Origin of the sequence: Sphingomonas sp. (assembly GCF_051962185.1) — a bacterium.
Lineage (GTDB): Bacteria > Pseudomonadota > Alphaproteobacteria > Sphingomonadales > Sphingomonadaceae > Sphingomonas.
Window position 1 is genome coordinate 20960 of sequence record NZ_JBQCCN010000205.1, and the last position, 11550, is coordinate 32509.

Sequence of the window (11550 nt, forward strand, 5' to 3'; positions counted from 1 at the left end):
TTGCTGTGTCGGCTAGAGTGAAAAGCTGAAAACTTAGTGCATTCGGTAGATTCGGTGAGATTCGGTGACAGTTTACTGAATGCACTAATTTTCGGAGCGGTGTGACCACGGTGCGGACGCCCCATCTCGTTGACTCCCCCGTCCCCATCCCCGATACTCCCGCCCCAGAGCGCATCTGGAGCGCCTCCTGTCCGCGGCAAGGGAGTTCCTCCCGTCCAGCTCGAAACGATACTTACGAACCCTTCTTCCGGCCCTTCGTAAGCGGACGTCTGGCTATTGGAAGGAAGGTTTCCGATGCCTCGTATCCTCACGCCCAAAACCAGTCTCGACAACCTGCGCAAGGACGCCAAGCGCTGGCTCAAGGCCCTTCGCGCCGGCGACGAAGCCGCGATCGCCCGTCTCCGCGAGTCCGGCGCCAAAGCATCCGCCGACCCCGGGCTGCGCGATGTGCAACACGCCCTCGCGCTCGAATATGGCTGCGAGAATTGGATCGCACTCAAGGCGGCGCTCGACGATGTCGCGCTCGATCGCCAGAGTTATGCCGAGCGCCTCGACCAATTGCTCGGCCACGGCTGGGAAGGCAGCATCGCCACCGCGCGGCGGATTCTGAACCGCTATCCCAGCGTCGCCCACGACAGCCTGTTCACGGCCGCCGCCTGCGGCGACATCGCCGAGGTCGAACGGCGCCTGGCGCGCGATCCCGACGCCGCCAAGGCAGCCGGCGGGCCGAAGGAGTGGACCGCCCTGGCGCATGTCGCCTACGGTCGGCTCGACGCCGTCAACGGAGTGACGATCGCCCGCCTGTTGCTCGCGGCCGGCGCCGATCCGCAGTTCAGCTTCAACGACGGCTGGGACAATTCCTTCACCCTGGTGACCGGCGCGATCGGCCTGGGCGAAGGCGCCAAGCCGAGCCATCCGCAGGCGACGGAAGTGGTCGAATTGCTGGTCGCCGCCGGGGCCAGCCCGTTCGATACGCAAGCGCTCTACAATATCTCGATCGTCGGCTCGGACCTCTATTGGTACGACCTGCTGTGGCGCCTGTGCGACGCGCAGGGCATAACCGATCACTGGCACGACGCGGTCAGCTATCGCATCGGCGGGACACGACCGCTCAACCCGCTCGATTATCTGCTCGGCAACGCCGTCGGCCAGAACCATTTGGCGCGCGCTGATTGGCTGCTCGCGCACGGTGCCAATCCCGACACGCCGCATGCCTATACCGGCCAGGCCGTCCACGCGCTGGCGCAGCTGTCGGGATTCGTCGAGATGGCCGCCTTGCTCGAGCGACACGGCGCCGCGCCGGTACCGCTGAGCGGGGAGGAAGCGTTCCGGGCCGCGTGCCTGAGCGGCGACGAAGCGCGCGCACGCGCGTTGCTCACGAGCGATCCGTCGCTGGTCGCCAACCCGGCGCCGCTGCTGGCCGCCGCCGAGTTCGGCAATGCGCCCGCCATCGCGTTGTTGCTCGCGCTCGGCGCCGATGCCCGCGGGCTGGACCATGAGGGCATCAGCCCACTCCACCGTGCGGTGCAATCGGACTCGGTCGAGTCCGCCAATCTGTTGATCGCGGCCGGCGCCGAGATCGACCTTCGCGAGCGGAAATGGAACGGGACGCCGCTCAGTTGGGCGGGCGTGCTCGGCAGGCCGCACATGGTGGAGCTTCTCGCCCCGCTCAGCAGCGACATCTGGCCGCTGGTCCATCTCGGGTTGGTCGACCGGCTCGAGGCCGTGCTGGCCGCCGACCCCTCACTCGCCAATCGGCCGCGCGCCGGGGATGACGCGCCCACGCCGCTGTTCCATCTGTCCGACGATGACGACAAGGCGGTCGCCGCCGCGTGCGTGTTGCTACGCCACGGCGCGGACCCGCGCGCGATCGGCAAGAACGGCCAGACCGCGATCGACGCGGCGCGGCGCCGCGACCTCGACGAGGCAGCCGATCTGATGGAGGCCTGGCGCCATGACGGCTGAGAAGATCGATCTGCCGCTGCGCATCGTCGTCGACCAGCCGCTGCCGGGCGTGGCGATCGCGCTGGCGCGAGGGAACGGCGCCAACGCCGCGCTGATCGCACCGGTTCACGCCTCGTCGGACGCGCTCGTCTTCGATCTCGACGTCACCGTCGACGGCAACACCGCCGAGGGCGGCCCGCGCTTCTTGGGCGCCTTCGTCCAGGGTCCGCCGACCGCGCGGTACGTCTATCTCAACGTCGGCTCGATGGCGGGGCAGATCGGATCGCCCTGGCAGCGCCGCGTCAAGATTCCGCTGAGCGGAATCGGCTGGGAGGCGATCGAGGCGCTCGGGGCGGGCAGCCGTCTCACCGCGCATATCGCGAGCAAGCGCCACGATGGCAGCCCCGCTTGTGCCACCGTACCGATCCTGCCGCCGGGATGGAGCGCGAGCTGAAGAGTCGGGAAAACGTCGGCTTCGAAACCCACCCCGGCGGAGACCGGGGCCCAGCATCCATGACGTGGAGACGGCATCCCCCTGTCGCTAAATTCATCGCGACTGGGCCCCTGCCTTCGTCGGGGTAGTGCTGGTTTCAGTTTCGCGGGATCACGCGCTCGCCCGGCGCCGCCCGCCCCGCGACCAGCCGCAGCCACGGCGCCGCATGGAAGACGCTCATCAGCAGGTACATCGGCACCATTCCGCCCAGCGGGAAGGCGCCTCCGCCCGAGCAGAACGTAACAACCGGCCCGCTGCCGATACTCGTCAGTATCGCCATGCCCGCGAAGGTCGGCGAGGCGGCCAGGCCAAGCATTCCGACCAGCCCCGCGCCACCTGCCGCGCTCACCCTTTTGCCTCCGCACTAGCCTCGCGAAACGCTGCCTCGCCGGCGTCGGACACCTCGACCCATTTCGGATCGATGGTCTTTTCCGCCTCGTAATTGTCGTGCCAATTCCACCATTTATACGGCGGATTCTGCGGGTAACCCTCGGGCGAGTCTTCCCACACCTCCTGGCGGCCGAGCGGCGTCAGGTCGAGATAGGTCCAGGTCGTGCCCATCGCCTCGTCGCCGCGATTGTTGATGAAATAGGTGCGATAGATCTTGCCGCCATCCTGGATGAAGACGTTGTGGCCGTGCCATTCGTCGACGCCGAAGTCCTTATCGAAGCTGTCGGTGATCGTGTACCAGGGCATGTCCCAGCCCATCCGCCGCTTCAGCCGCGCGATGTCTGCCTGCGGCGCGCGCGAGGCATAGGCGAGCGTGGTGTCGCGCGCGTTGAGATGCGCGAGATGCGATACCTGGTCGGCACCGAACGAGCAGCCGCGACAGGCATGGTCGGGCCAGCCGAACACGCCTGGCTCGAAAAAGGCGCGGTAGAGGATGAGTTGGCGGCGCCCCTCGAACAGGTCGAGCAGGCTGGCCGGGCCATCGGGCCCTTCGAACCGATAGTCCTTGTCGACCGCCATCCACGGCATCCGCCTCCGCTCGGCGGCGAGCGCGTCGCGAGCGCGGGTGAAGGCCTTTTCCTTGATCAGCAGGCGCTCCCACGCCGCGGTCCAGTCGTCGGGCGATACGGTCGGCGGCCGGTTGTCGAGCTGTTCGGTGCGTGGCTCGTCGTGCTGCATGATGTTACTCCTCCAAAGCATCCGAAAGGTGCTGTCGCGACGATCAGCCCTGCTCGCCGGCCACCGTGCCGATCCGGCCGACCACCTGGGTCCAGCCGCCGCTCATGTTGCGATAGGCGGTTTCGTTGCGCGGCAGCACGAAGCCCGAATGGACGACGCGCAGCCGCGTGCCGCCCTCGGCCGGCTCGAGCGTGAAGGTGACGATGGTATCGAGCAGCGAGCCATAGCCCTGGTTGCCGGCGTCTCCGCCTTTCCACGAGTAAGCGAGCAACCGGCCCGGCACGACTTCCAGCACCTGGCACTGGATCGTCCCGTCCCACGCCCCCGCCGCCGAGGTCTGATAGGTGAAGCGCGTGCCCGCCACCGGTTCGAACCCGGCCGGCGTCATGTTGAGCCAGCGCGCCATCAGCGCACCGGTGGTCAGCGTCTTCCAGATCGTCTCGGGCGCGTGGGGGAAAACCTCGTCGATCACGATTTCCCTGGTATCGGCATGCAGGACGGCGTCGGTCACGGATCGATCTCCTTGAGCAAATCACGCAGATTGGCGAAGCGGTCGCGCCAGAAGGCGTCGCAATGGCTCAGCCAGTCGAACAATGGCGCCAGACCTTCGGGGGTCGCGCGATAGAAGACGTTGCGCCCCTGCGGCCGCTCGGCGACGAGCCCGGCGAGCTTCAGCGATTTGAGATGTTGCGAGATCGCGCCCTGGGTGACGCCGCTGGCGCGGGTCAATTCGGCGACATTGGCCTCCCCTTTCCGCGCGACCTGTTCGAACACCGCCCGGCGCGTCGGATCGGCGAGCGCGCGCATGACGACGTCGATGGGAGCGGGATGAAGCATGCGAATCGATTAGCCGATGCTAATTGATTAGTCAATACTAATGATAATGGCGTACCCTCGCCTACGGCGGGCACGAAAAGGGCCGCCGCGCCAAGGGGAAAACGCGACGGCCCCTGCGTGGGCGTCGTGGCTGTTACGACGCCTTCTGACCCGAACCCTGCGACAGGAAATTGGTCAATTCGTCCTTCGATATCGATTTGGACTTGTCCGAATCGGCCTGGGTGAAGGCCTGGGCGATCCAGGCCTTGTTGGCCGCATCGTCCTTGAGCGACGGATCGGCCTTGCTCCGTAACGCGGTCATCCAGGCGCCGAACTCGGTCTTGTCGAGCTTGCCATCGCCGTTCTTGTCGTAACTGCCATATTCGCTGTTGACGACGGCGGCGACCTGCGAGCCCGCATTGGCCGGCGTGTTAGCCGGCGTCGCAGCGGCCGCTGCCGGAGCGGCGGGAGCCGGGTTGGCAGCTTGCGTGTCCGGCGCCGGAGTGGTCGGCGCGGGCGTGGCCTGCGGCTGGTTGCTGGCGGTGGCCGGCGGCGCGCCGGGAACCGCCGTGGTCGGCGCAGGCGTCGTCTGCGGAGCCGGATTGGCCGGGGTCGGCGTCGCCGGGGCCTTGGCCTGCGGCTGCGCAGGAGCAGCGTTAGTATCCGACGGTGGCGTCATAGTCTGGGGTTGGTTCTGTGCCAGAGCAGGTACAGAAACCAACATGGCACCAGTCAATAAAACATGCTTCAGCATGACAAAATCTCCTTGCAATTTCGACCTTGTTCTGCGAAGCGTATCTTCACCGCCCCGCTCGAATGGCTCGAATATAACTTTCGATATTCGATATGGGTCCGAAATCTTCGGTGTAAAGGGTCGATTTGTCGCACCATTGGCGCAAGTCGTCGTAGAGACGTGCCGTGCTTGCGACGAGCCGACTCACGATTTTTGGGAACCATGGCAGCGTCGCCACACTGGACGGTTTCCTGGCATATGCGCATGATGCCGGCGATTTTCGCCACGAGGTCAGCCATGCTCGATCGCCGATCGCTGCTATTGGGTGTCGGCGCGACGCTGGCCGGATGCCGTACGGCGCCGGCAGCGAGATCGCCGCTCGCCGCGGCCGCGCGGGCGCGCCGATTGATCGCGGCGGCACGGACCCAGGTCGGCACGACAGTCAAATACGACCCCGCTTATACCGTCCTGCCCTTTCCAGACGGCGACGTGCCGCGCATCAAGGGCGTCTGCACCGACGTCGTCATCCGCGCCTATCGCGACGCCTTCGCGCTCGATCTCCAGGCGCTGGTCAATGCCGATATGCGTGCGGATTTCGCGGCTTATCCGCGCAAATGGGGATTGCGCGTCCCCGACCGCAACATCGACCATCGCCGCGTGCCCAACCTCGCCACCTGGTTCGCCCGCCACCATCTCGCCTTGCCCATCCCGCGCGATCCCGCCGACTGGCAGCCCGGCGACATCTTCACCTCCCTGGTCGCCGGCACGGGCACGCATATCGGCCTGGTTTCCGACCGGGACGGCGGTCGATCGCCGATGATCATCCACAATATCGGCTGGGGCGCCCGCGAGGAGGATGCCTTGCTGGCCTGGCCGATCACCGGCCGGTTCCGCTGGGCGCTCGCCTGATTCCCTAAAGGCGTTGAGGGAGCGGGGCGCGCTTGCTATCGGCGCGGCCATCCCCGTTGACCGCATTTTCGAAAGGCCCTTGATGGTCCCGCGCTATTCCCGTCCCGACATGACCGCGATCTGGACCCCGGAGGCGCGCTACAAGATCTGGTTCGAGATCGAGGCGCACGCGACCGACGCGCTGGCCGAGCTCGGCGTGGTGCCGAAGGAAGCGGCGGCCGCGCTGTGGAAATGGTGGGCAACCGATCCGGCGATCGACGTCGAAGCGATCGACGCGATCGAGGCAGTGACCAAGCACGACGTCATCGCCTTCCTGACCTGGGTCGCGGGGAATGTCGGCGAAGAAGCCCGCTTCATGCACCAGGGCATGACCTCGTCCGACGTGCTCGATACCTGCCTGGCGGTGCAGCTTGCGCGCGCCTCCGACATCCTGCTCGCCGATATCGACGCCCTGCTGGCGGTGCTCAAGCGCCGTGCCGAGGAGCACAAGCTGACCCCGACGATCGGCCGCAGCCACGGCATCCATGCCGAGCCGGTCACGTTCGGGCTCAAGCTCGCCGAGGCCTATGCCGAATTCGCGCGCAACCGCGAGCGGCTGGTCGCGGCGCGCAAGGACATCGCGACTTGCGCGATCTCTGGCGCGGTCGGCACCTTCGCCAATATCGACCCGCGGGTCGAAGCGCATGTCGCCGAGAAGATGGGCCTGGCGGTCGAACCGGTCTCGACCCAGGTCATCCCGCGCGATCGTCACGCGATGTTCTTCGCGACTCTGGGCGTGATCGCCTCGTCGATCGAGCGGCTGGCGGTCGAAATCCGCCATCTCCAACGCACCGAAGTGCTCGAGGCCGAGGAATATTTCTCGCCGGGCCAGAAGGGCTCGTCGGCGATGCCGCACAAGCGCAACCCGGTGCTGACCGAGAATCTCACCGGCCTCGCCCGCATGGTGCGCAGCGCGACGATCCCGGCGATGGAGAATGTCGCTCTGTGGCACGAGCGCGACATCAGCCACTCATCGGTCGAACGCTATATCGGTCCCGATGCCACGATCACGCTGGACTTCGCGTTGGCGCGGCTGACCGGGGTGGTCGACAAGCTCCTGGTCTATCCGGCGCGGATGGAGAAGAACCTCAACAAGATGGGCGGCCTGGTCCATTCGCAGCGCGTGCTGCTGGCGTTGACCCAGGCCGGGGTGAGCCGCGAGGATTCGTATCGGCTCGTCCAGCGCAACGCGATGAAAGTGTGGGAATCGGATGGCCAGCTGTCGCTGCTCGAGTTGCTCAAGGCCGATCCGGAAGTTACCGCGGCATTGTCGCCGGCCGAGATCGAGGAGAAGTTCGACCTCGATTACCACCTCAAGCACGTCGACACGATCTTCGCGCGGGTGTTCGGCTAACGCATCGTGCAGAACCGGATCACCAATCCGACGACAATCGATCGCGAGACCATCGACGCAAGCCTGGCGGCCGGACAAACGCCTATCCTACTCACCCGCCCACACGCCGAGGCTATTGCGATCGATAAACGCCCTCTGTGCCGAATATGGCAGCCGGATGCAGGTACGATTCTACGGTCATTATTCCGGGCCGTTCGATGCCGCAGTACTCGAACACCTTCCAGATATCCGCGCTCTCCTCGTCGATTGTCTGCAGGACATTGCCAATCCCGAATGGCTCGAACGGCTCGATCACCTCGAGTACCTTTCGCTCGGCGTCTTCAAGTGGAACGATCCATCAATCTTGAGCAAACTGAAAATCGCGAAATTGCGATGGCTCCTGCTTTCGGACAACGCCAAGCGCAACATCGACCTGGGACCGTTGGAACAGTGCCGCGACCTCGAAACGCTGTCGCTGGTAGGCCATACTCGTAACATCGAGGTCATCACGACACTCCCTCGGCTTACCGATCTATTTCTCAGCGGGATGCCCAAACATCGTGATCTCGCTTTCCTGGCCAGACTAACCGCGCTGCGTTCGCTGCGCCTATGGTTTGGATCGCGCGCCTCTATCGAAGAATTGAGCCATCCGACCCTGATCGACTTCGAAATCTGTCGAGTGCGCGGATTGGAAACGCTCGGGCCGCTAGACCGCTTTCCGGCGCTGGAGCGATTGAGGGTCGAGGATCAACTGCAACTCGAAAGCATATCGCTTGGCGGCGCAGCATTGCGCGATATTAGCCTGATCAACTGCAAAAACCTCATCCAACTCCCCGGACTCGATGATTTGTCCAATCTGCAACTGTTCCGTACCGGTTGAACCAAGTTGGACTTGGAGACACTACTCGTGCGTGAATGGCCAGCGAGCATGCGCTCCGTAGCGCTCTATTCCGGCAGCAAGAAATGGAATGAAGCGGCACAACTGCCCTTGGCCGCCCGTGGATATAGCCAGTTCGCACAGGAGTCAGGCTATTGAAATATGCAATGGTCCTGGCGGCGCTGGTCGCCGCGATCGCCCTTCCCGTCTCGGCCTAGGTCGAGCGCGATCCGCCGATCGATCGCGCGCATCCGGCGAGCAGCGCGGGGCTGCAGTTCGTCAGCCACGGATCGCTGATCAACGCGCAAATCTATCGCCCGTCGGGCGTCGGGCCGTTTCCGACCGTCATCCTGCTCCATGGCCTGCCCGGCAACGAACAGAATCTCGACCTCGCGCGGGCGATGCAGCGCGCGGGCTGGGCAGTGATCACCTTCCATTACCGCGGGTCGTGGGGATCGGGCGGGCGCTTCACGCTGGCGGGCAGCTGCGGCGATGTCGATGCGCTGATCACCGATGTGGCGGCGCCCGCCAATGCCGCCAAGTGGCACGCCGATCCCAAAAGGCTGGTGGTGATCGGTCACAGCTATGGCGGCTATGTCGCGGCCTGCGCCGCCGCCCGCCACCCCGAGTTGCGCGCGGTCGGGTTGATCGCGCCGTGGAATATCGCCGAGGACGTCGATGACCTCATTCGGCTGTCGCCTGCCGAACGCCGGGCCAAGGCACCGGAACTCTTCGACGATGTCGATGGCCGGCTGACCGGTGCCGATGCCGAGTCACTGACCGAAGAGATCGTCGCGGCCGGGCGCGACCTCGACATCACGCGCTTCGTTCCGGCCCTGAAGCAGCGGCCGTTGCTGCTCGCCACGGCGACGCGCGACAGCGACGACGATAAGGCGATCGGCTTGTCCAAGGCATTGGGCGACAAGACGCCCCTGCTGACCCGCCGCTCGTTCGAGACCGACCATCCATTCAACGATCAGCGTCTCGCCCTGATCGCGTTCGTCCTGCGCTGGCTCGACGGCCTGCCCGATGCGCCGAGGAGCGTTACGGCGCGTTAACGACTGCAAATGCTGCAAGTGCGAAGGATTGAAACAATATTGCGCTGCGTTGCAGCAAAATCCATATCCTCTCCTACCGGAATGATCCGGTTCTAAGGAGAAGCAACCATGCGTATCATGGAAGTGCTGGCCACCACGATGGTGACGGTCGGCAGCCTGGCGCTGGTGGCGGGGGTACTCTCCCTCTAAACCATCGGCCCACCGCTCCCCGTGAAAGCCGGGAGCGGTCAGGCCGGATGGTGCGCCCGCGCCGCGTATCGCGGAGAGGCGAAGCGGTCCCGCATAGGGATTATCTCCAATCTCGATCTATTTTCGTCCTCGCCCAAGATCGCTATGCCGCGTGTTTTGGTGGGAGGCGCGCGTGAAAAAGCCGCAAACGGTCGCCAAGCTGACGGAACTGGGCCGCGTCCAGCTGTCCCGGACCTTCTTCATGCGCGATGTCCTCTCTTCGGACATCGCGGAGATCCACGGCCTGTCGAATATCCCGGACGATCCCGATTTGGCGATCGCGGCGGGGACGCGACTGTGCGAGGATCTGCTCGAACCGCTCCAGGACGTGTTCGGGCGGATCGCGATCCGCTCGGCCTATCGCTCGGCCGAGGTCAACCGGCTGGGCAATGCCAAGGGTTATAATTGCGCCTCCAACGAGCGCAGCGCCGCGGGACACATCTGGGACCAGCGCGACGCCGGGGGGCAGATGGGCGCCACCGCCTGCATCGTCGTGCCGCGCTTCGCCAACGAATGGACCGACCCCGACGACTGGAAGCGCATCGCCTGGTGGGTGCACGAGCATCTGCCCTATGCGACGATGGAATTCTTCCCCGTCCGCTGGGCGTTCAACCTGCAATGGCACGAGCGGCCGTTGAAGATGATCTACAGCCACATTCCGGATGCGCGCGGGTATCTGACCAAACCGGGCATGGCCGGGTTCGACGAGAGCCACCGGGAGTTGTGGGAGCCGATTGTGCCCAAGGCGTGAACCCTTCTCCCGGTGGGAGAAGGATAGCGCAGCTTGGCGGCTTGCCGCCTAGCGGAGCTTGGATGAGGGCAGTTTGAGGAGAGGGCTGAAGAACAACTAGCCCCTGCCCTCACCCTTCCGCGGCCTTCGGCCGCTCCCTCCCTCTCCCGGAGGGAGAGGGAGCTAACGATCACCCCCCCACCGCCTTCTTCACCTTCTGGAAGAAGCCCTGCGCCTGGGGACATTCGTCGCCCGTTTCGGTGCAGCGAAATTCCTCGAGCAGCTCGCGCTGCTTGGCGGTCAGCTTGGTCGGGGTCTCGACCGAGATGCGCACGACGAGGTCGCCGCGCCCCTTGCCCTGGAGCACCGGCATGCCCGCACCGCGCTGACGCACTTCGCGGCCCGATTGCGTGCCGGCGGCGACCTTGACCTCATGCTGCTCGCCGTCGAGCCCGGGAATCGTGATCGACCCGCCGAGCGCCGCCGGGGTAAAGCTGATCGGCGCATGCGCGAACAAGGTCGTGCCCTCGCGCTCGAAGATCGCGTGCCGCTTCACGTGGAGGAAGATGTAGAGATCGCCGGCCGGCGCGCCGCGCGGCCCCGCTTCGCCTTCGCCCGACAAACGTACGCGCGTGCCTTCGTCGACCCCGGCGGGGATGTTGACGGTCAGTGTCTTAGTCTTCTCGACCCGGTCCTCGCCGCGGCACGACGAGCAGGGATCGGCGATCACCTGGCCCGCGCCATGACACGACGGACAGGTGCGTTCGACGACGAAGAAGCCCTGTTGCGCGCGGACCTTGCCACGGCCGGCGCAGGTGCCGCAGGTCTTGGCCGAGGTGCCGGGCTTGGCGCCCGATCCGTCGCACGCCTCGCACAAGGCGGCAACGTCGATGGTGATCGCCTCGGACTTGCCGTGAAAGGCCTCCTCCAGGCTGATTTCCATGTCGTAGCGCAGATCGGCACCGCGCTGCGGGCGGCGCTGGCCGCCGCGGCCACCGCCCATGAACTCGCCGAACACGCTTTCGAAAATGTCGGAGAAGCCCGAGAAATCATTGCCGCCGCCGAACCCGCCGGGGCCGCCCTGCTGGAACGCGGCATGGCCGTAACGGTCATAGGCCGCACGCTTCTGCGGATCCTTCAGGCAGTCGTAAGCGGCGTTGACCGCCTTGAACTTGGCTTCGTTTTCCTTGCAACCCCCGTTCTTGTCGGGGTGGTATTTCATCGCGAGCTTGCGGTACGCGGACTTGATCGTCGCGTCGTCG

At 65.4% G+C, this 11550-nt stretch carries 13 protein-coding genes; 7 read left to right on the forward strand and 6 right to left on the reverse strand.

What is annotated here, in order from left to right; translation table 11 throughout:
- Window positions 1-294: 294 nt before the first annotated feature.
- Both ACTHJR_RS13100 and ACTHJR_RS13105 read left to right on the forward strand, forming a co-directional pair.
- On the forward strand, window positions 295-1965 hold the full coding sequence (locus ACTHJR_RS13100) for an ankyrin repeat domain-containing protein (protein WP_440523673.1): 1671 nt from the start codon (window positions 295-297) through the stop codon (window positions 1963-1965).
- The gene (locus tag ACTHJR_RS13105) at window positions 1955-2398 is read left to right on the forward strand and encodes a DUF5990 family protein (protein ID WP_440523674.1); all 444 of its coding nucleotides are present in this window, start codon (window positions 1955-1957) and stop codon (window positions 2396-2398) included. The genes ACTHJR_RS13100 and ACTHJR_RS13105 overlap by 11 nt, the downstream gene beginning before the upstream one ends.
- Before the next feature lie 136 nt (window positions 2399-2534).
- Here ACTHJR_RS13105 and ACTHJR_RS13110 read toward each other — a convergent pair whose 3' ends face one another.
- From ACTHJR_RS13110 to ACTHJR_RS13130, 5 genes are all read right to left on the reverse strand, one after another.
- Entirely contained in the window at window positions 2535-2786 is a 252-nt protein-coding gene (locus ACTHJR_RS13110) for a hypothetical protein (protein ID WP_440523675.1), read from the reverse strand.
- A complete protein-coding gene (locus tag ACTHJR_RS13115; RefSeq protein WP_440523676.1) occupies window positions 2783-3565 on the reverse strand; it encodes a DUF899 domain-containing protein in 783 nt (260 codons plus the stop codon). Before ACTHJR_RS13115 ends, ACTHJR_RS13110 begins: the two co-directional genes overlap by 4 nt.
- A 43-nt stretch (window positions 3566-3608) precedes the next feature.
- Window positions 3609-4076, reverse strand: coding sequence for an SRPBCC family protein (locus tag ACTHJR_RS13120; RefSeq protein WP_440523677.1), 468 nt, complete (start codon window positions 4074-4076; stop codon window positions 3609-3611).
- Complete coding sequence (locus tag ACTHJR_RS13125; protein ID WP_440523678.1) at window positions 4073-4402, reverse strand: ArsR/SmtB family transcription factor; 330 nt, start codon at window positions 4400-4402, stop codon at window positions 4073-4075. Before ACTHJR_RS13125 ends, ACTHJR_RS13120 begins: the two co-directional genes overlap by 4 nt.
- A gap of 133 nt (window positions 4403-4535) precedes the next feature.
- The gene (locus tag ACTHJR_RS13130) at window positions 4536-5060 is read right to left on the reverse strand and encodes an EF-hand domain-containing protein (RefSeq protein WP_440523679.1); all 525 of its coding nucleotides are present in this window, start codon (window positions 5058-5060) and stop codon (window positions 4536-4538) included.
- A 351-nt stretch (window positions 5061-5411) separates the two neighbouring features.
- Between ACTHJR_RS13130 and ACTHJR_RS13135 the strand changes: the two genes are divergently transcribed.
- The 5 genes from ACTHJR_RS13135 to ACTHJR_RS13155 all read left to right on the forward strand — a co-directional run bounded on the left by ACTHJR_RS13135 (window position 5412) and on the right by ACTHJR_RS13155 (window position 10309).
- Window positions 5412-6023 carry a DUF1287 domain-containing protein gene (locus tag ACTHJR_RS13135; RefSeq protein WP_440523680.1) on the forward strand — a complete coding sequence of 204 codons (612 nt, stop codon included), beginning with the start codon at window positions 5412-5414 and terminating at the stop codon, window positions 6021-6023.
- An 82-nt stretch (window positions 6024-6105) separates the two neighbouring features.
- Complete coding sequence (gene purB, locus ACTHJR_RS13140) at window positions 6106-7416, forward strand: adenylosuccinate lyase (RefSeq protein ID WP_440523681.1); 1311 nt, start codon at window positions 6106-6108, stop codon at window positions 7414-7416.
- A 157-nt stretch (window positions 7417-7573) separates the two neighbouring features.
- Window positions 7574-8275, forward strand: coding sequence for a hypothetical protein (locus ACTHJR_RS13145; RefSeq protein ID WP_440523682.1), 702 nt, complete (start codon window positions 7574-7576; stop codon window positions 8273-8275).
- 293 nt (window positions 8276-8568) lie between these two features.
- Entirely contained in the window at window positions 8569-9330 is a 762-nt protein-coding gene (locus ACTHJR_RS13150) for an alpha/beta hydrolase family protein (protein ID WP_440523687.1), read from the forward strand.
- Between the two features lie 361 nt (window positions 9331-9691).
- Window positions 9692-10309 carry a hypothetical protein gene (locus tag ACTHJR_RS13155; protein ID WP_440523683.1) on the forward strand — a complete coding sequence of 206 codons (618 nt, stop codon included), beginning with the start codon at window positions 9692-9694 and terminating at the stop codon, window positions 10307-10309.
- A 169-nt stretch (window positions 10310-10478) separates the two neighbouring features.
- Here ACTHJR_RS13155 and dnaJ read toward each other — a convergent pair.
- A partial coding sequence (gene dnaJ, locus ACTHJR_RS13160) for a molecular chaperone DnaJ (protein ID WP_440523684.1) occupies window positions 10479-11550 on the reverse strand: 1072 nt, incomplete at its 5' end.

What these genes read in the sequence shown, in the direction of transcription:
- ACTHJR_RS13100 (WP_440523673.1), top strand. Translation starts at nt 295, where the DNA reads ATGCCTCGTATCCTCACGCCCAAAACCAGTCTCGACAACCTGCGCAAG.
- ACTHJR_RS13105 (WP_440523674.1), top strand. Translation starts at nt 1,955, where the DNA reads ATGACGGCTGAGAAGATCGATCTGCCGCTGCGCATCGTCGTCGACCAG.
- ACTHJR_RS13115 (WP_440523676.1), bottom strand. Translation starts at nt 3,565, where the DNA reads ATGCAGCACGACGAGCCACGCACCGAACAGCTCGACAACCGGCCGCCG.
- ACTHJR_RS13125 (WP_440523678.1), bottom strand. Translation starts at nt 4,402, where the DNA reads ATGCTTCATCCCGCTCCCATCGACGTCGTCATGCGCGCGCTCGCCGAT.
- ACTHJR_RS13130 (WP_440523679.1), bottom strand. Translation starts at nt 5,060, where the DNA reads ATGACGCCACCGTCGGATACTAACGCTGCTCCTGCGCAGCCGCAGGCC.
- ACTHJR_RS13135 (WP_440523680.1), top strand. Translation starts at nt 5,412, where the DNA reads ATGCTCGATCGCCGATCGCTGCTATTGGGTGTCGGCGCGACGCTGGCC.
- purB (WP_440523681.1), top strand. Translation starts at nt 6,106, where the DNA reads ATGGTCCCGCGCTATTCCCGTCCCGACATGACCGCGATCTGGACCCCG.
- ACTHJR_RS13145 (WP_440523682.1), top strand. Translation starts at nt 7,574, where the DNA reads ATGCAGGTACGATTCTACGGTCATTATTCCGGGCCGTTCGATGCCGCA.